Source organism: Prolixibacter sp. NT017, from assembly GCF_009617875.1.
In the GTDB taxonomy this organism is placed as follows: Bacteria; Bacteroidota; Bacteroidia; order Bacteroidales; family Prolixibacteraceae; genus Prolixibacter.
The window spans coordinates 3,397,384-3,422,913 of sequence record NZ_BLAV01000001.1 but is presented as its reverse complement, the minus strand read 5'-3'; the positions used below and the strand labels follow the sequence as shown (position 1 = coordinate 3,422,913).

24 protein-coding genes are annotated in these 25,530 nt (G+C 44.6%); 12 read left to right on the top strand and 12 right to left on the bottom strand.

Features of this window, described 5'->3' with window-relative positions; translation table 11 throughout:
• Window positions 1-6 precede the first annotated feature (6 nt).
• From GJU87_RS14215 to GJU87_RS14205, 3 genes are all read left to right on the top strand, one after another.
• Window positions 7-984, top strand: coding sequence for a metallophosphoesterase family protein (locus GJU87_RS14215; RefSeq protein WP_153640115.1), 978 nt, complete (start codon window positions 7-9; stop codon window positions 982-984).
• Between the two features lie 81 nt (window positions 985-1,065).
• A complete protein-coding gene (locus GJU87_RS14210) occupies window positions 1,066-2,127 on the top strand; it encodes a glycerophosphodiester phosphodiesterase family protein (protein ID WP_153640114.1) in 1,062 nt (353 codons plus the stop codon).
• Window positions 2,128-2,252: 125 nt separating this feature from the next.
• Window positions 2,253-3,803, top strand: a complete 1,551-nt coding sequence (locus tag GJU87_RS14205) for an ADP-ribosylglycohydrolase family protein (RefSeq protein ID WP_153640113.1) — start codon at window positions 2,253-2,255, stop codon at window positions 3,801-3,803.
• 273 nt (window positions 3,804-4,076) lie between these two features.
• Here the strand turns inward: GJU87_RS14205 and GJU87_RS14200 are convergent, their stop codons facing one another.
• A complete protein-coding gene (locus tag GJU87_RS14200) occupies window positions 4,077-4,937 on the bottom strand; it encodes a UbiA-like polyprenyltransferase (RefSeq protein WP_153640112.1) in 861 nt (286 codons plus the stop codon).
• Between the two features lie 131 nt (window positions 4,938-5,068).
• Between GJU87_RS14200 and GJU87_RS14195 the strand changes: the two genes are divergently transcribed.
• Window positions 5,069-5,443 carry an SRPBCC domain-containing protein gene (locus GJU87_RS14195; protein WP_153640111.1) on the top strand — a complete coding sequence of 125 codons (375 nt, stop codon included), beginning with the start codon at window positions 5,069-5,071 and terminating at the stop codon, window positions 5,441-5,443.
• A 15-nt stretch (window positions 5,444-5,458) separates the two neighbouring features.
• Here GJU87_RS14195 and GJU87_RS14190 read toward each other — a convergent pair whose 3' ends face one another.
• The 5 genes from GJU87_RS14190 to pheT all read right to left on the bottom strand — a co-directional run bounded on the left by GJU87_RS14190 (window position 5,459) and on the right by pheT (window position 11,118).
• Entirely contained in the window at window positions 5,459-5,959 is a 501-nt protein-coding gene (locus GJU87_RS14190) for a GNAT family N-acetyltransferase (RefSeq protein WP_153640110.1), read from the bottom strand.
• 42 nt (window positions 5,960-6,001) lie between these two features.
• A complete protein-coding gene (locus tag GJU87_RS14185; protein ID WP_153640109.1) occupies window positions 6,002-6,505 on the bottom strand; it encodes an O-acetyl-ADP-ribose deacetylase in 504 nt (167 codons plus the stop codon).
• A 64-nt stretch (window positions 6,506-6,569) separates the two neighbouring features.
• Window positions 6,570-7,616 carry a phosphotriesterase gene (locus tag GJU87_RS14180; RefSeq protein WP_153640108.1) on the bottom strand — a complete coding sequence of 349 codons (1,047 nt, stop codon included), beginning with the start codon at window positions 7,614-7,616 and terminating at the stop codon, window positions 6,570-6,572.
• 66 nt (window positions 7,617-7,682) lie between these two features.
• Window positions 7,683-8,591 (bottom strand): DMT family transporter, encoded by a 909-nt coding sequence (locus GJU87_RS14175; protein ID WP_153640107.1) that lies wholly within the window; start codon window positions 8,589-8,591, stop codon window positions 7,683-7,685.
• Between the two features lie 70 nt (window positions 8,592-8,661).
• Entirely contained in the window at window positions 8,662-11,118 is a 2,457-nt protein-coding gene (pheT, locus tag GJU87_RS14170; RefSeq protein ID WP_153640106.1) for a phenylalanine--tRNA ligase subunit beta, read from the bottom strand.
• Window positions 11,119-11,450: 332 nt separating this feature from the next.
• Between pheT and GJU87_RS14165 the strand changes: the two genes are divergently transcribed.
• Window positions 11,451-11,813 (top strand): hypothetical protein, encoded by a 363-nt coding sequence (locus GJU87_RS14165; protein ID WP_153640105.1) that lies wholly within the window; start codon window positions 11,451-11,453, stop codon window positions 11,811-11,813.
• 106 nt (window positions 11,814-11,919) lie between these two features.
• On the opposite strand, the gene GJU87_RS14160 is transcribed toward GJU87_RS14165, so the two are convergent.
• The 5 genes from GJU87_RS14160 to GJU87_RS14140 all read right to left on the bottom strand — a co-directional run bounded on the left by GJU87_RS14160 (window position 11,920) and on the right by GJU87_RS14140 (window position 16,679).
• The gene (locus GJU87_RS14160; RefSeq protein WP_153640104.1) at window positions 11,920-12,375 is read right to left on the bottom strand and encodes an NUDIX domain-containing protein; all 456 of its coding nucleotides are present in this window, start codon (window positions 12,373-12,375) and stop codon (window positions 11,920-11,922) included.
• Entirely contained in the window at window positions 12,372-13,289 is a 918-nt protein-coding gene (gene miaA / locus GJU87_RS14155; RefSeq protein WP_153640103.1) for a tRNA (adenosine(37)-N6)-dimethylallyltransferase MiaA, read from the bottom strand. Before miaA ends, GJU87_RS14160 begins: the two co-directional genes overlap by 4 nt.
• Before the next feature lie 74 nt (window positions 13,290-13,363).
• The gene (locus tag GJU87_RS14150) at window positions 13,364-13,555 is read right to left on the bottom strand and encodes a hypothetical protein (RefSeq protein ID WP_106540182.1); all 192 of its coding nucleotides are present in this window, start codon (window positions 13,553-13,555) and stop codon (window positions 13,364-13,366) included.
• Between the two features lie 341 nt (window positions 13,556-13,896).
• The gene (locus tag GJU87_RS14145) at window positions 13,897-14,274 is read right to left on the bottom strand and encodes a CCC motif membrane protein (RefSeq protein ID WP_153640102.1); all 378 of its coding nucleotides are present in this window, start codon (window positions 14,272-14,274) and stop codon (window positions 13,897-13,899) included.
• A gap of 143 nt (window positions 14,275-14,417) precedes the next feature.
• Window positions 14,418-16,679 (bottom strand): aconitate hydratase, encoded by a 2,262-nt coding sequence (locus GJU87_RS14140; RefSeq protein ID WP_153640101.1) that lies wholly within the window; start codon window positions 16,677-16,679, stop codon window positions 14,418-14,420.
• A gap of 117 nt (window positions 16,680-16,796) precedes the next feature.
• On the opposite strand from GJU87_RS14140, the gene GJU87_RS14135 reads away from it, so the two are divergent.
• The 6 genes from GJU87_RS14135 to GJU87_RS14110 all read left to right on the top strand — a co-directional run bounded on the left by GJU87_RS14135 (window position 16,797) and on the right by GJU87_RS14110 (window position 23,069).
• Window positions 16,797-18,068, top strand: coding sequence for an ABC transporter permease (locus tag GJU87_RS14135; protein ID WP_228491999.1), 1,272 nt, complete (start codon window positions 16,797-16,799; stop codon window positions 18,066-18,068).
• Between the two features lie 137 nt (window positions 18,069-18,205).
• Window positions 18,206-20,335 carry a TonB-dependent receptor gene (locus GJU87_RS14130; protein ID WP_153640100.1) on the top strand — a complete coding sequence of 710 codons (2,130 nt, stop codon included), beginning with the start codon at window positions 18,206-18,208 and terminating at the stop codon, window positions 20,333-20,335.
• 19 nt (window positions 20,336-20,354) lie between these two features.
• Window positions 20,355-20,990, top strand: a complete 636-nt coding sequence (locus GJU87_RS14125; protein WP_153640099.1) for a hypothetical protein — start codon at window positions 20,355-20,357, stop codon at window positions 20,988-20,990.
• Window positions 20,991-21,032: 42 nt separating this feature from the next.
• Window positions 21,033-22,070 carry a sensor histidine kinase gene (locus GJU87_RS14120; RefSeq protein WP_153640098.1) on the top strand — a complete coding sequence of 346 codons (1,038 nt, stop codon included), beginning with the start codon at window positions 21,033-21,035 and terminating at the stop codon, window positions 22,068-22,070.
• Window positions 22,067-22,840: a LytTR family DNA-binding domain-containing protein gene (locus GJU87_RS14115; RefSeq protein ID WP_153640097.1), complete on the top strand. Its 774-nt coding sequence runs from the start codon at window positions 22,067-22,069 to the stop codon at window positions 22,838-22,840. Before GJU87_RS14120 ends, GJU87_RS14115 begins: the two co-directional genes overlap by 4 nt.
• Window positions 22,770-23,069, top strand: coding sequence for a hypothetical protein (locus GJU87_RS14110; protein ID WP_153640096.1), 300 nt, complete (start codon window positions 22,770-22,772; stop codon window positions 23,067-23,069). Before GJU87_RS14115 ends, GJU87_RS14110 begins: the two co-directional genes overlap by 71 nt.
• 137 nt (window positions 23,070-23,206) lie before the next feature.
• On the opposite strand, the gene gap is transcribed toward GJU87_RS14110, so the two are convergent.
• The gene (gap, locus tag GJU87_RS14105; protein WP_153640095.1) at window positions 23,207-24,220 is read right to left on the bottom strand and encodes a type I glyceraldehyde-3-phosphate dehydrogenase; all 1,014 of its coding nucleotides are present in this window, start codon (window positions 24,218-24,220) and stop codon (window positions 23,207-23,209) included.
• Window positions 24,221-24,775: 555 nt separating this feature from the next.
• Between gap and GJU87_RS14100 the strand changes: the two genes are divergently transcribed.
• Window positions 24,776-25,528, top strand: a complete 753-nt coding sequence (locus GJU87_RS14100) for an NADPH-dependent oxidoreductase (protein ID WP_153640094.1) — start codon at window positions 24,776-24,778, stop codon at window positions 25,526-25,528.
• The last annotated feature ends 2 nt before the right edge of the window (window positions 25,529-25,530 follow it).

Sequence of the window (25,530 nt, the reverse complement as noted above, 5' to 3'; positions counted from 1 at the left end):
ATTACAATGAAAATGAGAGTTTCTTTAATACTGGCCATTGTCCTTTCAACATTAGACGTGTTTTCTGCTAAACCTGTCCTGTCGTTTAAAAACGGAACATTTAAGATTATTCAATTTACCGATTTGCACTGGATTAAAGGTGGGGAATATGCTGCATATAACGATAGCACAGTTCAACTAATGCGTAAGTTGATTCAGGAAGAACAGCCTGATTTGGTTATTATTACAGGTGATGTGGTTGTTTCAAAAGGAGCAGAAGAGGGATGGAAAGAAGTAATTCGCCCAATGACTGACCTAAAAGTGCCGTTTGCCATTGTGTTTGGCAATCACGATACGGAATCGGATATGCCCAAAAATGAGGTACTTCAACTTTTGCAGAAGGACCCTTATAATCTCAGCAGGAATAGCGACAAATCACTGTCGGGAGAAGGTAATTGTTTTTGGGAAGTGAAATCTGTTGATACGCGAAAAACAGAGTGTGTGTTATATCTTTTTGATTCCCACGCCTACTCGTCGATGCCCCAGGTGGAGGGATACGATTGGATCAAAAATGATCAGATTCAGTGGTATCGTCGCACAAGTAAACGCTTCAGCTCTGAGGAGGGAAAGAGGATTCCTGCACTGGCATTTTTCCACATACCGTTTCCGGAATATGAACTTGTTAGAAATCAGGAAAATGTACTTGAAAATCATTCTGAAACGGTTTGTTCACCTTCTTTAAACAGCGGGCTTTTTGCTTCGTTTGTCGAAATGGGAGATGTAATGGGTGTTTTTGTCGGGCACGATCATAACAACGATTTTGCCGGGGAATTGGATGGAATCTGTTTGGCGTATGGCCGTAAAACCGGCTATGCTTCTGCATATCACGAAATCCTGAAGCGGGGAGCACGTGTAATTGTCCTTCATGAAAATGAAAGAGCGTTTGACAGTTATATCAGAACATCCGGAGGAAAGGAATTTGATTATTCATTTCCTTCGAAATAAGATTTTGCTGTTTGATAATGAGTGTCTTAACTTGAGAGTGCTTTAGCCTAAAATGTTAAAGCATTCTTTTAAGAATTTAATATGAAAAACCTATTTCAGATATTGAGCGGGCTGGCGTTAACTATTATCTTCTCTTTACAGGTAAGTGCCGGTAACAGGCAAACGACTCTGCCGGTTTTAACCAACTACAGGATTCCATTGAATCAAAAGGGAGCTTTTATTGGCAGATTTGTAATATCGGGCAATTTTGCGAAAGGCAACATTGTATTGCAAAAAGATACTGCAGGTTTGTTTCGTATCGATCGGGAAGGGAAGGTTTATTTAAAGAGTTTAACCCGGTTAACTGCTGCAATACCTGGCTTCTGTTATGGAATAACTGTTGGATTCGGTGAAAAATCCGTTGAATATAATCTGGTTAAAGATGAATTTATCCATACTCCGGTCGTCGCTCACCGGGGGGCATGGAAAAATCAACCGGGAAGTGAGAATTCCATAGGCTCTTTAAAAAGTGCGATTGCTCTCGGGTGTGCAGCTTCTGAGTTTGATGTTTGGTGGTCGGCCGATCATGTTCCAGTAATTTGTCACGATCCTTCAATTAGAGGAAAGGTAGTAGAAAAAACCACGGCAAAGGAGCTGCATGCCATTGATCTCGAAAACGATGAAGGTGTTCCTAGTCTGGAGCAATACCTGAAAACAACAGTTCTGCAAAACAAAACTCGCCTGGTGTTGGAAATCAAATCGTCACAAATCAGTCAGCAACGAACTCTGGAATTGACTGATGCCGTGGTTCGCATGGTACATGACCTGAAAGCTCAGGCCTGGGTGGATTATATTAGTTTCAATTATGGTGCATTACTGCGTATCCGGGAATTGGATCCGACAACTCATATTGCTTATTTGAAGGATGATAAATCCATAGAAACTCTTGCATCTGATAAAATATCAGGTCTAGATTATCCTTTTTATTCTTTTCAACGTGATTCATCATTGATCGGTAAAGCACACAAAGTTGGCCTCACTGTAAATGTTTGGACTGTAAACGATGCAAAAGAATTGGTTCATTATTTAAACGAAGGTGTTGACTTTATAACCACCAACGAACCAGAGCAGTTAATTCAACTGGTAGTCGAGAAAAATAAATGATGTAAAGAAAGATAAAGAAGAAAAATAATGACTATCGGAGGACTAATACAAATACCGATAGGGGTGAGCATGACTCAATCTTCGATTACTTACTTGCGCGAAGTGGAGTTGTAAAATCAATTACTATGAGGATATATATTTTTTTAATCGCCACATTTTTAATTATTGACCTTGTTATCTCCTGTTCAGCAACAAAACAGAATGAGACGAGTGTTTCTATTCCTGAAGAAATAACCATTACCAAATCTGTTCTTGCCGATAAAATAAAGGGTGGATGGGCCGGACAAACCATCGGGTGTACCTATGGCGGCCCTGTTGAGTTTATTTACAACGGAACCCTGATTCAGGATTATATTCCGATCAAATGGCCCGATGGTGCGATTAAAAAATATTATGATACTTTCCCCGGATTATACGATGATGTATATATGGATCTAACGTTTGTTGCTGTTTTCGACCGGTTGGGGATTGATGCTCCAATCGATTCTATAGCAAAGGCTTTTGCAACTTCAGAGTATCCGTTGTGGCATGCTAACCAACAGGCTCGTTACAACATTCTTCACGGAATAAAGCCAACAGAGTCCGGAAATTGGCTCAATAATCCGCATGCCGATGATATAGACTATCAGATTGAAGCAGATTATGCGGGTTTAATGTCACCCGGAATGCCCAATACCGCAAGCCGGTTTTCTGACAAAATTGGCCATATGATTTGCTACGGTGATGGCTGGTACGGAGGTGTTTTTGTTGGAGCAATGTATTCGCTGGCTTTTGTTTTAGACGATATTGAAGCCATTGTTACAGAAGCCTTGAAAACAATTCCGGAGAAAAGCACCTTTCACCAGTGCATCGCCGACGTAATCAAGTGGCACTCCCAGTATCCTGATGACTGGAAGCAAACCTGGTTTGAATGTCAGAAGAAGTGGAGCGAGGATTATGGTTGTCCGGACGGTGTGTTTAATCCTTTGGACATCGATGCGAAGATTAACAGTGCATACGTAGTAATTGGATTACTTTACGGCCGGGGAGATTATACAAAAACACTCAATATTGCAACACGATGCGGACAGGATGCGGACTGTAATCCGGCTACTGCCGGAGGAATTCTGGGAACTATGTTAGGATACAGTCATATTCCCGAATACTGGAAGAAAAATCTGTATGAAGTGGAAGACCGTAATTTTGCTTATACCAATCTTTCGTTACACGATGTGTATAACTTAGGATTGAAACAGGCATTACAGGTAGTTCTGAAAAACGGAGGAGAGATAAACGATTCCCTAGTAACAATTGCCTGTCAAAAACCGGTTCCGGTACAGTTGGAAAAATCATTTGAAGGACATTTCCCGGTTGACAGAAAACCCCTGAATATTTTGTTGACAAAAGAGGAAGTCGCTAAAGTTACTTTTAACGGGATTGGGGCAGTGATACGTGGTTATATACGATGTTCGGACGAAGATTATGTGGCAAAAATTGCTGTGTCTGTTGACGGAAATGAAGCCGAAATCATTCTCTTGCCAGTAGCATCGTCGCCTGCCCGGAGAGTAGATGTATTTTGGAAATACCAATTGCCTAAGACAAACCATATCATTGCTTTCAAATGGTTAAATCCCCAAAAGGAAGCAACTGTAAATTTGGGAGATGCTCTTATTTATTCTGACAAGTTGATTCAATAGAATATTCTATATCGACCGTATTGTTTTGCTTGGATATCAGTGTTGTTGGAGAGCGCAGTCAAATGTGAATAAACAGTCTTCAATAAGATGGGTGTGTGAATATTTTACTCAGTTATGTCATGTGAGCTTTGAACTCAAAAATTCTGCTAAACCTAAGTAGCGAATAAAGACTTCTTACACAGCTATTGTTATTTTCTCCACAGAGCTTCTCTATTGATAGATACAGGATTGGGAATTAGTACAACTTGCTACATCTGTCCTTGCATAAAATTGTTAGATATATAGAGACGTAATCACAAAAACGGCGAAAATCACACTGGCGACGCCGTTGGTGGTACCAAATGCCAGACCTACTTTGCTTAGGTCGTCATGCTTTACGATGCTTTGCTGGTAAGTAAGTAATGCAACAAAAATGGCAGCACCGGTCCAGTACAGCCAGTTGGCATGTAAATCGATGCCGGCCCATACAACCATAATGGCGGCCAGCACATGCACGAGTGCTGAAAAACGCAGTGCTTTCTTCACGCCCAGTAAAACCGGAACACTGTTCAATCCTTTATTTCGGTCGAACTCCACATCCTGCGATGCATAAATAATGTCGAATCCGCTAACCCAGAAAAAGACAATGAACGAAAACAGGATAGGAACCAGCGCAAACTTCCCGGTTACCGCCAGATACGCTCCGATCGGCGCCAAAGCCAGTCCGGCGCTCAACACAAAATGGCAAAGCGGAGTGACGCGCTTCATGTAGCTGTAGCCCATCACGACAATCAAAGCGATTGGCGAAAGGAAAAAGACCAGCTGATTAATGAACCACGTTGTGGCGATGAACAGAATCGCGTTGATGGCCACAAAAACAGCAGCATTGCGAGCGGTAACAATACCGGCAGGAATCTCACGCTGGGCTGTGCGAGGATTTTCCGCATCAATTTCACGGTCGAGATACCGGTTGAAGCCCATGGCGGTGTTCCGGGCAAAAACCATGCAAAGCAGAACCGCAATCAATTCTTCCCAGCGAAAAACAGATGCTGTTTGGGTAATAGCCAGTGTGAAACCGACAAGTGCAAATGGTAAGGCAAAAATAGTATGTTCGAATTTAACCAGGTTGGCGTAATCTCGTACTTTCGTTATCATAATATCGTTACTCTCTTATTAATCGATGGACAAAAATAGAAAGTTTGCTTTATATTGAGCCTGATAAATGACGCACACCGGATATTCTCCGTATTTTTGGACCGAATAATCCCGATAAAAAAGAAATTTCGATGAAAGAGTTCAAGAAATATTTTAAGCTGAAAGCATCGCCAGCAGATGTGTATAATGCGTTGGTCAACCCGGTTATGCTAGAAATCTGGACAGGTGAACCGGCGGTGATGAGTACCGAGCCGGGCTCGCAGTTCAGCATTTGGGATGGAGCTATATCGGGCGAGAATGTAGAGTTCGAACAGGATAAAAAAATTGTTCAGAAGTGGTATTTCGGTGAGGATGAAGATTCGGTCGTCACCATTAAACTGCATCCCGACAAGCATGGAACCAGCATGGAGATTCATCAGACCAACATTCCCGACGAAGCTTTCGATAACATGAAAAGTGGTTGGGAAGAAGACTATTACGGTAGCCTGGCCGAACTGTTTACCTAATCCGGTTTTCCGGAATTAATCCAGCGGAAGGCGCATTTTGTAGTCATCCATGATGAAGCCGTTGCCAATATCTGCGACGGTAGGCCCAAGATTGAGAAACCCCATTCTTTCGTAGGCAGCAATGCTGTTCGAGTTGAATTTATTCACCGTAAGGGAAATACCTTTCAACCCTCTCTCGACCGCATATTGGCGGATGAATTCCAGCGCCTCTTTTCCGTATCCTCTCCCACGCTGCGAACTGTGCACGTAATATTTGCTCAGGAACAGTTCCTTGTCCCTGATTTGTATTCCGACGTATCCTACCGCTTTTTCTTGGGCGTATATCAGGAAATAGATGTAGCCTTCGTTGTCAATCTGGTTGGTAATTGCCGGAACCGACTGGTATTTCCCAATCATGTAGTCGACTTGTTCCTGCCCGATGATTGGCACGTAATGCTCGTTCCAGATTTCTTCGGCCAGCCGGGCGACTAATTCGATGGAGTGGGGATTGGTGACCGGTTTCATGGTAATTTTCATGGTGACGAAAATAGCAAAAAGAGAAAAAATTGTTCGGACTGATCAACGTAAAGCTTCCTGGTAAAGGGAATAGTTCTCATCGTCGAAGCAGCAGAAAATGATTTCCTCAGGTAATGGCGAATTTTCTACAAACTGTTTCACTTCTGTCACTGCTATGCGCGCAGCCTCTTCTTTTGGGAAATGATATACGCCTGTACTGATGTTGGGAAAGGCAATTGATTTCAGTTTATGACTGACTGCAATTTCCAGACTGCGCCGGTAGCACGAGGCCAGCAATTCACGTTCTTTGTAATTGCCTCCCGACCAAACCGGGCCCACTGTGTGAATCACATATTTTGCAGGCAAATGGTAACCTTTCGTGATTTTTGCATCGCCGGTCGCACATCCGTTCAGGGTACGGCATTCGTCCAGCAGTTCTGGTCCGGCCGCCCGGTGAATGGCACCGTCGACGCCACCGCCGCCCAATAGTGAATTATTGGCAGCATTCACAATTACATCAACCTTCAGTTGTGTGATATCTCCTTTGGTAACCCGAATATCCGTCATAACTGTTCCCTTTTTTATTCAATAACGAAGTTACAAAAATAGGAACAGGAAGTGCCCGGAAATGCTAATCCGAAGTTTTGTCAGTCTGTTTCTGTAATTTCCTTACGCGAATGGTGAATGCGTTTTCAGGATTGGTCACCAGGATTTGGTTAATTTCATCCATAGTATAACCTCCTCTGTCGAGCAATATCATCAACGTATCGAAAATGGTGGAGTATTCCCTAAAATCGCCTCCATTGGATTCTCCCGGAGAGTACCAACCTGCATCCTGAGAAATCAGAACCCGATCAAGTCGTCTGGCAGCCTTAAAGTATTTGAGGAGATCCAGCATCCGGCTGACCATTTTGTATTCAGGAGTAAGATTGTCAAAACCAATCCAGGTTCCCATGTCGGCAGCGGTGAGGATTTTGTCCATTTTCGGCTCTATCATGGCGTGTGTCCAGATAAAAGCTGACGGCGCAACTCCGTATTCATCCAGAATTTTCAACTGCGAAAAGGCCGGTCCGGCCAGTCCCGTATGCGACATGATGGTCAGTCCGGTTGCCAGGTGCGTGATGCAGGCCGCTTTCACAATTTTCACATCCATCTCTGTCATCGGATCATTCACGCCAATCTTAATAAATCCGGGTTTTATACCGGTGTCCCCAATCCCGTTTTTTGCTTCATCAATCCAGCGTGCGGCAATTTCTTCGGCACTTAAATCGAAAGCTTCCTGAGGTAAGTATTTGTAATTTCCGGCGGCGTACCAACCGGTGTTGGTAATGAAATTCATGCCGGTTTTTTCCGACAACTCTTTTAGCAATTCGGGGTCACGGCCCAGAAACTGGGGCGTTCCGTCGACAAACGTATTTACATTGTATTGTTTTAGTGCTTCCAGGTAGGGAAGAACCCGTTTTACCACATCTTCACGATTGTACCGGTCTGGGCTGATGCTGTCGGCACCGATAAAATCGACCAGAATATGTTCATGCGAAAGCGTGACACCCATTTGCGAAGCCGGGATTTCGCCGGTCACGGTCATTATTTTGGATTTGTCGTGTTGACAGGAAAATAAGGATGCGGCCATGAGCACGAGCATGACCCGGTTTAGTCTGGCAAAGCTAAGATTCATAAGTTCGTTTTGTTTAGGTTGGCAAAAAATAAAAAAAATTAGCCACCTAAACTCAACGAATGGTCATCAATCTTTTATTCGTTTTCTCTTGACGACTAGTACCGCGCCGGTAAGCACAAGAATGGCAGCCAGATAACCCTGTGGGGAAATATTTTCCGGTGGAATCCAGGAAACATGTTGTTCCGATAGGATGGCCATGGTAATGAAGGTGATGATGGGATTCATCGCGACGATGATGCTGATTTTATTCGCTTCGATGTATTTGAAGGCAGCTCCCAGCGTTCCGTATGCAATTAGTGTGTTGGCAGCAAGGAAAATCAGGAGAATCCACCAACCCGGTGTAAGGGTTGCCAGGTGACGAAAGTTTGCAGCCGGCATGAAAAGAAGGGCCGGTAAGCCGTAAATAAACATGTTCATTGCCTGGGCATGGTGGGTTTGCACCAGTTTTTTCTGAAACACAGCGTAAATGCTCCAGGCAAAAGCTCCTGATACAATCCAAAGTACGCCCGTGTTGAAATCGGCTTCTCTGCCCAGCATAGTGATTAATTGCTGGCGGTAGAAGAGTAGAAATCCTACTGAGGCCACGATAAAACCAATGATTTGCCTTTTGGAAAGTTTCTCTTTGTAGACGATGATGCCGGCTAACGCCAGCAAAACCGGTCCAAGCTGGATAATGACCTGTGCATTCCCCGGCGAAGTGTAACTAACACCCTGCATAAACCCCAGGTAATTCCATCCAAGGGCCAGCGCTGCTACCACCAGAATAAATGGTGGTTTGATAAGAATGCGCAACATTCCCCGTTTCCGGAAGAGAAAGAAGGAGAACAAAGCCAGGAAAGCGATGGTGAAACGAAACCATACAATGGTGTACGAGTCGACCATGGTTGAGGCCACTTTCAGGGCAATGGCCAGAAATCCCCATAAAAAGGCTGTGGTCATAGCCAGCAAAACCCCTTTGGTTGTATTGGGCGTCATTAGCGTTGTGAATCAAGAAAGGGCCAACCCGAACATTCGAATTGGCCCCGAATTATTTTATTAATGATGTTTATCGCAACTGAGCATTCAGTTCGCGTTCGAACGCGCTCAGCAACTTCTTCATCACTTTGTCAATCTGCTTATCTTTCAGTGTTTTCTCCTCGTCGCGCAGGAAGAAACTTACCGCGTATGATTTCTTGCCTTCCGGAATGTTTTTCCCTTCATACACGTCGAAAATGCTGACGTTGCGCAAGAGTTTCCGTTCCGTTTTGTAGGCAATTTCTTTTACACTACTGAATTTTACATCGTTATTGAGTAAAAGAGCCAGGTCGCGGCGCACTTCCGGATATTTGGGAAGCGGCGTATAAGAAACACCGTTCTTGTCCAAAAGTTTCAATATGGCGGTCCAGTTCAGGTCGCCGTAAAAAACGTCAGCGTCCACGTCCGTAGTCTTTTTCACCTTCGAACTAACATAGCCGATTTGGGCAATCAATTGGTTATTGAATTTGTATTCCAAACCGGAAGAGAAAATATCGGAATCGACCGTATCCACCTGGGCTTGCATCACATCCAGTCCCAGTCGCGTTAACATATTTTCCACGAAAGCTTTCAGGGTAAAGAATGTGGTCGGACGACTCTGTGTAGTCCAGTTCTCCGGTTCGTCTTCGCCGGTAATCCACAACCCGATATGCTCTTCCTCGGCGAAATTCTTCACCGGATTGTCGGTCGATTTGTTGCCTTTGAACTTGTATACATTACCGAATTCATACAGTTTCAAATCCGGATTCCGGTAGTTGGTATTCCGGGCAACCGCCTCCATACCGCCAAAAATCAATGTTTGGCGCATACCGTTCAAATCGGAACTCAGCGGATTGTATAACTCAACAGTATTTTCAGCCTTGAAACTCTCCAACCCTTCATAGTACCCGGCTTTGGTCAGCGAGTTAGACATGATCTCGTTGAATCCGTTAGCCGTCAACATTTCCGAAAGCAAATTCTGGAGTTTCATCTTATCTGGAAACTCTGCATTTTGGATGGTTGATTTTACGGCACTTTCGGGCTCTACATTATTGTAACCGTACACCCGCAAAATTTCCTCAATCACATCGGCTTCCCGGCGTACATCTACGCGGTAGGGTGGAACCAGCAAATCGAGGTTATCCGGAGTGTCTGCTTCAATTTTTATTTCGAGAGCAGTAAGAATACTTTTCACGGTTTCGGCCGGAATATCTTTCCCGATAAGGCGGTTGATATGTTGATATGAAACCGTAACCGGGAAATAGTCCATAACGGAAGAATCGGCTACTACATCGACAATGTCGGATGAGATGTTTCCGCCGGCCAATTCCTTGATCAACAATGCTGCCCTTTTCAGTGCGTAAATCACGTTGTTCGGGTCGACGCCACGTTCAAAGCGGAACGAAGCATCGGTATTCAATCCGTGACGCCGGGCCGTTTTCCGGATATAAACCGGGTTGAAATAAGCACTTTCCAGGAAGATGGCCGTGGTCGATTCTTTTACACCTGATTTGATTCCGCCGAAAACACCACCAATACACATTCCTTCCGATTCGTTGCAAATCATCAGGTCATTGGCATCGAGCTCGCGCTCTTCTTCGTCGAGGGTGACGAATTTCGTTCCGGCGGGAAGCGTTTTCACGATCACCTTGTTACCGGCAATTTCCGCAGCATCGAAAGCGTGAAGTGGCTGACCGGTTTCAAACAACACGTAGTTGGTAATATCGACAATGTTATTGATCGGACTTAGTCCAATCAAACGCAGCCGGTTTTGAAGCCATTCGGGTGATTCCTTTACGGTAATACCGGAAATGGTTACTCCGGAATAACGCGGGCAGGCTTCTTTATTTTCAATGGTTACCGGAATATCCAGATCATGATTGTCCACCGAAAAATGATCTACCGAAGGAACGTGATAATCGATATTCCCGTTTTGTTTCAAATAAGCAGCCAGGTCGCGGGCCACACCGATGTGTGAAGCACCATCGATACGGTTTGGAGTCAGATCAATCTCAATGACATAATCACTTTTTACATTGAAATAGTCACTGGCGGGCATACCAACTTTTGCTTCGGAAGGTAATACCATAATACCGGCGTGGTCGGTTCCGAGGCCAATTTCGTCTTCGGCGCAAATCATCCCTTCCGAAACTTCGCCCCGTATTTTCGCTTTCTTGATCAGAAATTCTTTATCTCCGTCATAAAGTGTAGTTCCAACAGTTGCTACGACTACTTTTTGTCCCTGCGCCACATTGGGAGCACCACAAACAATGGGACTTTCTATTCCGTTGCCCAAATCGACCGTAGTCAAACTCAGGTGATCGGAATTGGGATGGGGAACGCAGGTTTTCACTTCACCAATGACGATCCCTTTCAAACCTCCTTTTACGGTTTCTACCTCATCTACGCTGCCTACCTCGAGGCCAAGTTGGGTCAGGGTTTCAGCCACTTCCCCGGGAGTTAAATCCAGGTCAATATAATCCTTTAACCAGGTGTATGATAGCTTCATTTTTCGATGTTTAATTCAGCTTATTTTCAGAATCAACAAATGTAGAGAATTTCACCCCAAAGCCCAAACCCTTTGTTCGCGAAGAGATTTGGCAATTTTTCGGAAGAAAAATAGTTATATAGTATGAAGGATATATGTTGAAGAACAGATGATTGAAAGCAAAAACGGGATTTAAGAATTTTTTTTTTCATAAATTTCTCAAAGTTGTTTTTTAGATGTCCTGAATTACTATTTTTCGACCATATAAATGAAGTGAATGCTGCCGGAGACAGTTTGGCAGTCAAGATTAGAAAAAACGAACGAAATTATTTCAGACCTAAATTGATTTGCAGATGGATAGAATAACTAAACCCCGGGTTGTAAAGGATTACGATAAACTTCCCACCGATACTCAGACACAGATAAAAATCCAGTATCCCTTTGGATTTGCAGACAATCTGGTAACCTACACCAATTCGAAGGGTGAGATTGTTTCGGCTTTGCCTTTTGAAGCGGAAGAATATTACTACCTGGTCCGAATGACTCGTGATGAGGCGTACGAAATTATCGAAAATGATGACGACTATGATGATGACGGAACGCTGCGCGATGATTTCGTGATGGAAGGTCTGGAAGAAACGGACGATGACGTTGACGAAATTGAAGACGTGGCAGACGAAGAGAGTGGAGAAGAAGAGGATGAAGACGATTATTGATTCATCCCGGAAGTCTGCTGATAATTAGTTCCGATTATTATACAACCGGATTTAGGAAAATAATGAGTTGAGCGGAAGCACATATCGATGTTTTCGCTTTTTTATGTTAATAGGAATCGTCCATTTGCTGCAACATGTCACCTACTTTTTTGTCAACCGGAAAACTGAGCTGTTGCCCGATATTTTCGATGGGACACCACCGGAAATGCATATCGCCGTTTTTATTCAGGTTAGAATAATCTCGTTCCGCGGAAACCGGAAAATCGGTGAAGAGTTCGTTGGCAAAGTCAGCCCGGTAATAGATGCTCATCAGTTGAGTTTCCTCGAAGAACTTTGCTTGTTGGAAAAAGTCGGTGGTATAAAAGTGTTGAATGTTTTTAATCTCCTGCTGCATTTCTTCCCTGAATTCCCGCCGCAGACATTCGATGGTTCCTTCGCCGTATTCGAGTCCACCACCGGGAAATTTGGTCATTGGTTGTCCTAACTGGAATTCGTCGGTCAGCAGCACATTTCGTCCTTTTAAAATCAATCCATAAACCCGTATGGTGAAGTCCCCTTTCATGCTTTCTCGCTTTGCGAAAGTTGTTCGTCAATATATTGCAGTACCTGCTCCTTCTCATCAGGATGAAACCAGCGAATGTTTTTATCACGCCGAAACCAGGTAAGTTGTTTCCTTGCATATTTTCGGGAGTTGGCCTGGATTCGTTCGATGGCATGTTCCAGCGTGAAGTCTCCGTCGAAATGGGCAAAGAGTTCCTTGTAGCCAACAGTATTCAATGGGTTCAGGTGGCGCTTGTCGTAAACGCTTCGGGCTTCTTCAACCAAACCTTCTTCAATCATCAGCTCCACGCGCTGATTAATTCGGTCGTACAATTCGGTGCGGTCGCGGTTCAACCCTATTTTGATGATATCGAAATGTCGTTTTTTGGCTTCTTCTCTCCGTAAGGAAGAATAAGGTTTTCCGGTCATATAATATATCTCCAGTGCATGGAGGATGCGTTTGGGATTTTTCAGATCCACCTGCTCATAATAGTCCGGGTCGAGCTTTTTCAATTCTGTGCGTAAAGGTTCCAGTCCTTCTTTATCGAACCGGTCGAGAAGTTTTTGACGCAGTTCCTTATCGACCGTCGGTAGGTCATCGATTCCCTTGCACACCGCGTCGATGTACAGCATGGAGCCGCCGATCATCAAAACCGTTTGATGGTTTTGGAACAACTTGTCCAGCACATTCAGCACATCGTATTCGAATTTGCCCGCGTTATATTCATCTTCTACCGAAAGGTTTTGAATCATGTGATGGGGAACCTGCTGCAGGTATTTTTCTTCCGGAACAGCAGTTCCAATTCGGATTTCTTTGTAAAGCTGGCGAGAGTCGCAGGAGATGATTTCGGTGTGAAGGTGCTTGGCAATTTCAATGCTGAGATCTGTTTTTCCTACACCAGTAGGACCAAGCAAAACAATAAGGGTATTTTTCATGAATGGGTTGCACGGGTTTTGTGCAAAGGTAGTAAGGGGGGCCGGAAATAAAAAAGGGGCCAAAGCCCCTTCAGTTATAAGATCTCGTCGATGTCTCCGTAGATTTGATTCAGATCCTCCAATTCACCGAAATCAGAGTACTCGTCCAAGTTATCCCATTCCGTTTCCATAAGTAAATCGTTTTCTCTGGTTTTGACGTCAAGGAACTGAGACGGGGCTACGCTTTTCTTAAAGGTAACCTCCGGTGCATTAAGGTTCTTTTCCATGATAATCGTATTTAGTTCAATAAATTAAGATCTAATCGGAAAATGTTTTCTGTTTTTATTTTTTAAGCACAATCCTTTTCAAAACATCAGACAGCTTTCATTTTCTGATGCCGCCTCCGACAAGGCTGATTATTTTTTATAGTATGACCTGATGGCTAGTAACCCAACTGTCAAATTTGCGATCTGTTTTTTAAGTCCTTGAAAAAGAAAAACTAAAACTCGTTTAAAACTTTCTTTTAAGAACTATTTTCATAAACAGCATTTCAAAGTAAAAGATGAAATTCTAAAATCGGTTAGAAATTGTATTAAAAAATGTTAAAAAATGTAGAATCAAACTATTTTTATAATTGGATACTTCCATGTGTAATTTGATCCCACGGGATGAATGCTCCAAGCAATCCGAGGATGATTCCGATAAGAATAATTTTTAAAACGGCGATGACGATTCCAATGATGGCACAGGTCTTTCCGCTACGGATATTAGAAAAAGAGGATAGAGTGTAAAGCCTTGGCGTTTCGTTGTATAGGCGCTCTGCGTTGCGGGCCATTACCAGGCTGACAACGCCGGCAACGATACCTACAAGACTGTTGAAAAATGAAATAATCAGGGCGATAATTCCGAGAATTAATACGACCGATGCATTAGGAATTTCATGTTGAAAGGAGTGTGGAGCTCCTGTTTGATTGGTCTGCTCATTTTGCGTGTTTTCTGATTCCATACCTTTGTTTTTCTGAATGTTAGTTGGTGTAAATATAAGGAATGAGATTGATAATATACAAATTTTAGAATAATAGGATGGAAAGTTTAAATTGTATAAAAAAAGCCGGTTGCTACCGGCTTTTTTTATCATTTATGGAAAGCTTATTGATTTTCTTTAATGAAATTGAGACATGAACCGGCTTTGAACCATTCAATCTGTGCTTCATTGTAAGTATGATTGGCAACAATTTCGTCGGTTGTGCCATCAGCATGATGGAGGACAACGATCAGTGAACTTCCCGGAGCAAATTCGGTCAGTTTCAATACATCGATGGTATCGTCTTCCTGTACTTTGTCGTAATCGGCAGGATTGTCGAATGTCAATGCCAGCATACCCTGTTTTTTCAGGTTTGTTTCGTGGATACGGGCAAATGAACGAACGAGCACAACCCGTACGCCGAGATGACGTGGTTCCATAGCGGCATGCTCGCGCGAAGAACCTTCACCGTAGTTTTCGTCGCCAACGATAACCGAGCCGATTCCTTTGGCTTTGTAATCACGTGCGGTGGCCGGCACTTCACCGATTTCACCGGTCAACTGGTTTTTCACGGCATTCGTACGATCATTAAAGTAGTTGACGCCACCAATCAACATGTTGTTGGAAATGTTGTCGAGGTGTCCACGGAAACGAAGCCATGGTCCGGCCATCGAAATATGGTCAGTGGTACATTTTCCTTTTGCCTTAATCAGCAGTTTCATGCCGGTCAGGTTTTTGCCATCCCAGGGCTCGAACGGAGTCAACAGCTGGAGACGTTCTGAATCCGGTTTCACGACGACGTCTACATTTTTGTTTTCAGACGAAGGCGGAATGAACCCCGGGTCTTTTACGTCAAAACCTTTGGCTGGCAAATCATCACCAGTCGGTTCGTCCAGTTTAACTTTCTCTCCTTTCGCATTTTCCAGGTAGTCGGTTGCCGGATTAAAATCGAGCGTGCCGGCAATCGAGAATGCAGTAACGATTTCGGGTGAAGCCACAAAACCGTGAGTTTTCGGGTTACCATCGTTACGCTTGGAGAAGTTCCGGTTGAACGAAGTCATGATGGAGTTCTCATCCAGGTTTTCGGCGTTGTGACGTGCCCATTGTCCGATACAGGGGCCGCAAGCATTGGCCAGAACCACACCACCAATTTTCTCGAATGTATCAAGGTAACCGTCGCGGTCAACCGTGTAGCGAACCTGCTCAGAACCCGGAGTAACGGTGAACTCTGCTTTTACTTTCAAATCTTTGTCGAGAGCCTGTTTAGCTACTGAAGCAGCCCGGCTGATATCTTCGTAAGAGGAGTTGGTACAAGAACCAATCAACCCAACCTCCATTTTCAACGGCCATCCGTTTTCTTTGGCTACTTTACCGAATTGCGAAACGGGAGTCGCCAAATCCGGAGTGAACGGACCGTTGATATGTGGTTCCAGTTCCGAAAGGTTAATTTCGATAATCTGGTCATAGTATGCTTCCGGATTGTCTGCTACTTCCGGATCGGGGCGAAGGTGTTCTTCGATTTTGGAAGCCATCTCTGCGACGTCGGTACGTCCGGTTGCTTGCAGGTATTTTTTCATCGACTCATCGAAGGGGAAAGTGGAAGTTGTCGCTCCGATTTCAGCACCCATATTACAGATGGTACCTTTTCCGGTTCCGGAAATCGATTCAGCTCCCGGGCCAAAATATTCAACAATGGCTCCGGTTCCTCCTTTTACACTCAGGATTCCGGCCACTTTCAGAATAACATCTTTCGGCGAGGTCCATCCGCTGAGTTTCCCGGTCAGCTTCACACCAATCAATTTTGGGAATTTCAGTTCCCAGGGCAGTCCGGCCATCACATCTACGGCATCAGCTCCACCTACACCAATGGCAACCATTCCCATACCGCCGGCATTCGGGGTGTGAGAGTCGGTTCCAATCATCATTCCCCCCGGGAAAGCGTAATTTTCCAGTACCACCTGGTGAATAATTCCTGCTCCCGGTTTCCAAAAACCGATTCCATATTTTTTCGAGGCCGATGCCAGAAAATCGTATACTTCTTTGTTGTTCTGTTCAGCTTTGGTGAGGTCCTCTTTTGCTCCTTCCTTTGCCAGAATCAGGTGGTCACAGTGAACGGTCGAAGGGACAGAAACCTGATCTTTTCCGGCTTGCATAAACTGGAGAACGGCCATCTGTGCAGTGGCATCCTGCATAGCGACGCGGTCGGGTGAAAAGTTGACGTATGAATCACCACGTTTAAACGGTTCACTAGGAAGATCACCGGAAAGGTGAGAGTAAAGAATTTTTTCACTAAGGGTCATGGGACGCCCAAGAAGTTTACGGGCTTGCGCGATTCTTTCAGGATAACGTTCGTACACCTGACGAATCATTTCAACATCGTATGCCATTTTTTAATCGATTTATTTAGATATGTCGCAAAATAACATTTATTAATCATAAATGAATACAATTTCTAAAGGTTTGTAAAGGGTGAATTGTTTCAAAATCTTTCAAATATTTCTACCTTGGAGAGGCAAACCAAATTGCTCATGCTGCTCAATCCACTTACCACCGAAAATGTCTTTATGGCTATCCAATCCATCCGGGGAAACTGGGTGCGGTCAGTCTTGACAATTCTGATCATTGCGGTTGGAATTACAGCGTTGGTGGGCATCCTCACGGCGATTGATTCCATCAAAAACTCTATCACCGCAGAATTTACGCGGCTTGGCGCCAACACCTTCACTATTCAGAGTCGCGGCATGCGTGTACAGGTGGGCGGAAACCGGTATCGCAGTAAGAATTACAGTTACATCAGTTATTTCCAGGCGCAGGAATTCAAAAAACAGTTCGATTTTCCGGCTGATGTGTCCATTTCTGTTTTTGCCACAGGAACCGCAACGATTCGGTACGAATCGCAAAAAAGCAATCCCAATGTGAGAGTGATTGGTGTAGATGGCAATTATCTGCAAACTGCCGGTTATGATATTAGTAAGGGGCGAAATTTTGCTTCGCAGGAAATTCATTCGGGGAGCAATGTAGCCTTGTTGGGAAATGGCCTGGCCCGTAAACTCTTTCCGGGGATTGTCAATCCTACTGGCCGGATTATTTCTATTGGGACGGCGCGTTACCGCGTGGTGGGTGTTCTTGCTGAAAAGGGAAGCGGTTTTGGAGCTTCGGGTGACCGGTTAGTGTTGTTGCCCTATTCCAATGTACGCCAGGTTTTCTCGCGTCTGCAGATGAATTTTCAAATCGAGGTAATGCCTAAATCACCGCAATTGCTCGATATTGCGGTGGGTGAAGCCGAAGGAGTTTTCCGCGTCGTTCGTGGCCTCAGCGTGACTGACGAATCCGATTTCAATATTGTGAAAAGCGATAACCTGGTAAATATTCTGTTGGAGAATATCAAATATATTACGTTGGCCGCCACGATTATTGGTTTCATCACACTGCTGGGAGCAGCGGTTGGTTTGATGAACATTATGCTGGTCACCGTTTCGGAACGAACCCGCGAGATTGGTGTCCGGAAAGCGATGGGGGCCAACTCCCGAACCATCCGCCAACAGTTCCTGATCGAATCCATTGTGATTGGGCAATTGGGAGGATTGCTGGGAATTGTCCTGGGAATTCTGGCCGGTAATGGTGTTTCAGCTTTGGTGGGAAGTTCGTTTATCGTTCCGTGGCTTTGGATTTTTTCCGGGGTAGCCTTGTGTTTGTTTGTTAGTTTGGTTTCCGGACTGATGCCCGCCATGCAGGCCGCTAAACTCGATCCCATTGAATCACTTCGCTACGAATAAGATTTATTCCCAAATGTCTTCTACAATTCATCCAGCCTGACAACCATTCATCGGCATTATTTGACAGTTCGTCCGGTTCATTTTTCCTTTCTTTTTGACTCACCGCAACTTTGGGGTACACAATATCCAAAATTGCAATGAAAAAAATTCAGCTCATATTCCTGTTTGCCTTGCTTTCGGTTACGACCTTCGGTCAGATTTCCATTCATGGGAAATTGGTCGATACACAAAATCAGCCATTGCCGGGTGCCAATATCTATTTCGAAAATACTTATGAAGGAACAACCTCCGATAGCGACGGAGTCTTTCAGTTGACTTCTGAATTGACGGGGGCTCAGCGGTTGAAAGTGACCTTCCTGGGATACATTCCTTACACGGTTGCCATTCCGGCGAAAGCCGACACAGCTCTGGTGATTAAACTGCAACCTGAAAATAACAAGGTCGATGAGGTGGTTATTACCGCGGGTACATTTGGCACGGCCGATGACGAACAGACGGTTACCCTGAAAGCCATTGATATTTTAACTACGCCCACTTCGGAAGGAGATGTATACGGCGCTTTGCGAACCTTGCCTGGAACACAGCAAGTAGCTGAAGACGGACGACTTTTCGTACGTGGAGGCGAAGCTTACGAAACCAAAACGTTCATCGATGGTATGGAAATGCAGCAACCGTACAGTAGCTCCACACCCGATTTGCCTTCACGCGGACGGTTTTCGCCCGAGCTGTTTAAAGGAACACTGTTCAGTACCGGAGGTTATTCGGCTGAATATGGACAGGCTCTTTCGTCTGCGCTCATTTTGCGCACCATCGATTTGCCTGAGGAATCTTTCACGTCCATCGGCTTGTTGAACGTTGGCTTTCAGGGAGGTTACACAAAGCGCTTCGAACGGGCATCCATCAGTGCTTCAGGAGAATATTACAACCTCGGCCTCAATAACAAAATTAATCCGCCCCGTAAAGCTTTCGCTGAAGACCCGGTTCAGATGAATGGCCTGATACATGCACAGGTAAAGTCGGGAAAGCAGGGAATGTGGAAGACTCTTTACTCATTTAATCATCATAAGCTGATTGCTCCGTACGCCACGTCGTCGACGAATTGGGAGAATGTGGCATTAAATTCTTCCAACCAATATGTGAATTCCACCTACCGGAATATGTTGTCGGATACCTGGATGGTTTATGGTGGAATATCGGGCGATTATTATGACGATCACATCAAAATGGAGGAGGGGAGTTACCACATTTTGGACCGTTACTCTCAGGGACGCGCCGGTTTGAAATACCTGCCCTCGGAAAAGGTGAAAATCAACATGGGGCTGGATGCCAACTGGCACGACAATGAACGTTCCAACGAGAATGTGGCCGGACAGAAAGCCGGCTTCACACAACGAACACTCGCCACTTATGCCGAAGGAGAGTTTCAGTTGGGCGACAACTGGGCAGTTCGTTTGGGCGTACGACCGGAATATTTCGATCTCCTGCAAAAGGTAAAAGTAGCTCCAAGGCTTTCGCTGGCCCGGAAAACCGGAGAACACAGTCAGCTTTCGCTGGCTTACGGAACCTTTTACCAAAATGCGCCCGATGAATTTTTGGCATTCAACCACCAACTGAAAGCCGAAGAAGCAAAGCATTTCATTCTGAATTATCAATATTCTTACGATAAACGGGATTTCCGGATTGAGACCTATTACAAGGATTATCAGAACCTGGTGAAATTCAACCAGGCTTCCACCGAATATGCTCCTTCTTATTATACGTCATCGGGAACTGGTTATTCAAAAGGAGTCGACCTTTTCTTCCGTGATCGAAGAAGCATTCCACTGCTCGATTACTGGATTGCTTATTCGTACCTCGATACCAAACGCGACTACCGTGATTTTCCCGAAAAGGCAACTCCCGGATTTGTGGCTAAGAATACGTTGTCAATCGTAGGAAAATACTGGATTGCCGGCTGGAATACTCAGTTTGGATTCAGCTTAACCGCTGCCAGCGGAAGGCCTTATGACGACCCGAATACGCCGGAATTCATGGACCGAAAAGCCCCGGCTTATTCCAATTTTAGTCTGAATGCCGCGCATCTGGCTTACCTGTTTGGTAACTACACCATTTTTTATTGCTCTGTCGGGAATGTGTTGGGACGCGACAAGCCCTACACCTATCGTTATTCCGATAAGCCGAATCGTTCTGGTGTATATGAGCGGATTCCCGTACAGGCCGAAACGCTGCGTAGCATTATCCTTGGTGTCTTCATTCAAATTAAATAACAACTAAAAAAGCAACATCATGAAAAAAGTAGTTTTTATTATCGTCGTTATGGTTTTTGCAGCCACGAATCTTTGGGCACAGAATTATGCAGGAGCCATGCAGAACGCTCTTGCTAAAATGGGCGCAGCAAAAACACCATCGGAATATGTCGCTGCATCACAAATTTTCGAGCGTGTCAGCCAGGTGGAAACATCGAAATGGATACCGGCATACTACGGCGCTTTGTCACTCATCAACGGAAGTTATACCGGAAAAGAGAGGGAAAAACGCGACCAGATGCTCGATCAGGCGCAGAAGTTTATTGATACGGCACTGGAACGCTCACCGGAAAACAGCGAAGTGATGGCTTTACAGGGCTATTTGTACCAGGCACGTATCGGCGTTGATGGTTCGAGAGGACAGGAGTTCTCGCAGAAAGCAGCCGGTGCCTTTAAAAAAGCGATTTCGCTCGATGCCCATAATCTGCGCGCCACATTCCTGATGGCCATGAATGTATACCACACACCAGCGTTTTGGGGCGGCGGAAAAGACAACGCTTTACCCTTGTTCGAGAAAGCCGAAAAGCTATTTGCCAAACAGAAGATGTCGTCGCCGTTTGCACCGGCATGGGGAAAAGAAACCAACGAGCATTTCCTGGAAGAGTGCAAAAAGTAGTCCGAATATTATGTTTCAACGCTTTTCATTACTTTTAACCTAATGGAAAAGATAGCAACCTCCTGGAAAAGACATCTGCGCGATCTGATAATTGTAACATGCGTAGGGTTCGGAGTAACCCTTACCATGAATGATTTGAATTCAGTGATTCATTCATTCTGGAACATATTATTGTATAACACAATTATCGGGATGGGCCTGTGGAAAGGAAACGAATGGGTAACTTCGCTGGTGCAGCATTGGTATCCCTGGAGAATCAACCGTTCGCGAACCTACTTATTGATGTGGACCGGGATTGTTGTGTACTCACTTTTCTTTGTATTTCTGTTCAATTTTCTCTGGGCCATTCTCATGAATCACATTCCGGCTTACGAATTCATGAAATATTACAAGTTCACTATCGTGATTGAGTTCCTTATTTCCATTGGTATTGCCGGAATAATTTACACCTCCATCTTTTTCAAAAACTGGAGAAACTTATTGCAGGAGCATGCCGAAATGGAAAAGGCCAACATCGAATCAAAACTTACGGCTTTGCAAAATCAGGTCAATCCGCACTTTCTTTTCAATTGCCTGAATACGCTCAATTCGTTGGTTTATGTCGATGCCGGAAAGGCGAGCCGGTTTATTGGTGATCTCTCGAAAGTGTACCGGTATGTGTTGGAGCAAGACGATGTGGTTACCCTTGCGGAAGAAGTTGCCTTTTGCCGGTCGTACCTGGTGCTGGAGCAGTTTCGGTTCGGTGAAAAGCTGAAGGTGGATTTTCTTCTCAGCGGAAGCGAATCGGAGAAAATTTTGCGAATGGGGCTTCAGCTGATACTGGAAAATGCCATCAAGCACAACGAAATATCCAACGAAAAGCCATTGCATATCGAAGTAAAACGGGAAGATGATTTTGTAGTGGTGAAGAATAATCTGCAACTAAAATCAACCCTGCCGGTGTCGGCCCGGATGGGACAGAAGAATTTGCAGGAACGTTATCGTTTGATGGGGGAACGGGTCCCGGAGTTTGGTCCCGACGGAGAATTTTATGTTGCCCGTATTCCCTTATTCAGGAATGAAGAAAAGCAATTATCATGAAGATATTGATTGTGGAAGATGAGCCGTTGGCTGCCGAAAGACTGGAAACGTTGATTCGGGAATACCTTCCGGAAGTCGATGTGGCGGGTCCGTTCGACAGTATTCGTCAGACGGTGGCCTGGCTGAAAAAGAATGGCGCTCCGGAGTTGGGTTTCTTCGACATTCAGCTGGCCGATGGATTGAGTTTTGAGATTTTCGAACAAGCCGACGTCTCCTGCCCGGTTATTTTTACCACGGCATTCGATGAGTATGCGCTGAAGGCTTTCAAGGTAAATAGTATTGATTACTTGTTGAAACCCATCGATAAAAAGGAGCTCTTTTCTGCATTGGAAAAGTACGAGCGGCTATTTAAACAGCAAGACAAACAGGGAAGTGTTTCAACCGAAGCAATCGACCAGATTTACCATATGATGACCCGAAACTACCGGAACCGGTTTTTGATCCGGGTAGGCGAGCATCTCCGTCCATTGAATACAACGAATGTGGTTTATTTTTATTCGCAACAACGGGCCACTTTCGTGTTAACACAAGAAGGAAAAAGCTACGACTTGGACTTTACGCTCGACCAGCTGGAGCAGGAACTCGATCCGAAGCAATTTTTCCGGGTCAATCGGGGAGCTTTGGTCAGCCTGGATGCCATCCGCGATGTGCTGATTTATTCGGGCAACCGCCTTCGGCTGAAGTTGGCAAAAGAACCGGATGAGCCAGTACTGGTCAGTCGCGAGAAGGTTTCGTCGTTTAAAAAATGGCTGGAAGGAGGAAATTCTTAAGCCTCGTTCCAGGGGACTTCAGCGGACGAGAACTATTTTTATTTCGGGCTCTCCAGGAAAGGGAAATGATTTAGAAGAATTTGCTTTCGATCGGGTGCGCATTGCTTTTTCATTTCCTGCGCAGGAAAATTTGCTCGGCTGCGCATCCGTTGCTGAAGCAGTGCGCGGGGAATTTTTTTTTCTGCGCACAGAAAAAAATTGGATGCGCATCGGATTGAAAGACGGATAAAAAGGGATTTTTGGAGGAGGATGGGTGCTTCGCATCGGGGCGTTTTCAGCGAAAGCGAAACTCGGGAAAAGGAAATAAAAAACCCGGGCAAAAACCCGGGTTTTAATATTGTGATTTGGTCGATGACCGTTGATTGATTACTTGTGATCAACAGTTGCCATGTGGTTGATGAGTTCAACAACCTTGGTTGAGTAACCCATTTCGTTATCGTACCAGCTAACAACTTTTACGAAGTTGTCGTTGAGGCCGATACCAGCACCAGCGTCGAATACTGAAGTACAGGTTTCGCCAACGAAGTCAGTTGAAACAACTGCATCCTCGGTGTAACCCAGAATACCTTTCAGTTCGCCTTCAGAAGCTTCTTTCATGGCAGCGCAGATAGCTTCGTAAGAAGCAGCTTTTTCCAGGCGGCAAGTCAGGTCAACTACCGATACGTCAGGAGTCGGAACACGCAGTGACATACCAGTCAGTTTACCGTTCAGCTCAGGAATTACTTTACCTACAGCTTTAGCAGCACCGGTAGAAGAAGGAATAATGTTCTGACCAGCACCACGGCCACCACGCCAGTCTTTCAATGAAGGACCGTCAACCGTTTTCTGAGTAGCAGTAGTTGCGTGAACGGTAGTCATCAAACCTTCGATAACGCCGAACTTGTCGTTCAATACCTTGGTTACAGGAGCCAGACAGTTGGTAGTACAAGATGCGTTAGAAACGAAAGTCATGTCAGAGGTGTATTTTTTGTGGTTAACACCCATAACGAACATAGGAGTATCGTCTTTTGAAGGAGCAGACATTACAACTTTCTTAGCACCTGCATCGATGTGGCCCTGAGCTTTTTCTTTGGTCAGGAACAGACCAGTTGACTCAACAACATATTCTGCACCAATTTCATCCCATTTCAGATCTGCAGGGTTTCTCTCGGAAGTAACACGGATTGCGTTACCGTTAACAACCAGTTTACCGTCTTTTACTTCTACAGTACCATCGAAACGACCGTGAGTAGAATCATATTTGAGCATATATGCCATGTAATCAACATCAATCAAGTCGTTGATACCGACAACTTCAACATCATTACTTTTTGCGGCTGCACGGAAAACCAAACGTCCGATACGACCGAAACCGTTAATACCAATCTTAACTTTAGACATAATTGATTCTTTTAAAGTTTTATAGGATGAATTAGAACCTCTAATTAAATAGTCCCACAAAGAAACAATATATATTCAAAAACATCAAATTTTTGTTGTTTACCTTTTTGTTAATTCTGATATTACGCGGTTCTGAATGTTTGTGTCTGAAAATGAGGATATAGAAGTCCGAAAATCTGACAGTTTTTACTACTTTTTATACCACATTGAACGGTCCTGTTTGGCGACCCGTTTATTTGATTTTGCGGTGTAACCGGTACATCCACATGAGCGACATTGGGTGAATAAAAAGGCGCTTGCCAGAATCACAATAAAAAGGAGGCTTTTTTTCTTCATATTGAGTCGTTTAAGATGGTTTTCTGTCTGAATCCTGTTGTCATTCTACTTTATAATTCTCTCCCTCCATTACTTTCCGTGTTTAATTATCAGGAGGTAACAAAAAAGCTTCATCGCGGCAAAATAGTGCTAATTTTCGGCGATACCTTTAATTGGTCATTATTTTTGCCCTGTCGTTTTTCCTATCTTTGCATCTCAAAATCATTATCTTTTGACGTTATGGCACTCATAGATACATTATTAAACCATCGTACCATTCGAAAATATACTTCAGAACCGGTAGACGAACCGATGCTGAATAAAATACTGGAAGCCGGAACGCGGGCCTCTACTACTGGAAACATGCAGGTTTACAGTATTATTGTGTCGAAGGACCAAAAAATGAAGGATAAACTGGCGCCGTGTCACTTCAATCAGCCCATGATTAAAGAGGCTCCGGTAGTTTTGACCTTTTGTGCTGACTTCAACCGGTTTAATAAATGGTGCAAGCTGAGGAACGCTGAACCGGGATACGATAATTTCTTGTCCTTTGTTACGGCGGCTATCGATGCGTTGCTGGTGGCCCAGAATGTCTGCGTTGCTGCCGAAAGTGAGGGAATGGGGATTTGTTACCTCGGAACCACCACGTATCTGGCTAAAAATATCATCGACGTGTTGGAACTACCGAAAGGTGTCGTTCCAATCACGACGGTTACGCTTGGCTGGCCCGCTGAAGATCCGGAACAGATAGACCGTCTCCCGTTGGAAAGCGTTGTTCATAATGAGACGTATCACGACTACTCTGATGAAGATATTGACCGGATGTATGCAGAGAAGGAAGCGCGCGAAGATTCGAAAGGATTTGTAGCCGAGAACGATAAAGAATCGTTGGCACAAGTTTTTACGGACATCCGATACAAGAAAGCCGACAATGTAACGTTCTCTAATATGCTGCTGGAGGTACTCCGCGAGCAAGGATTTATGAATCAATAAAC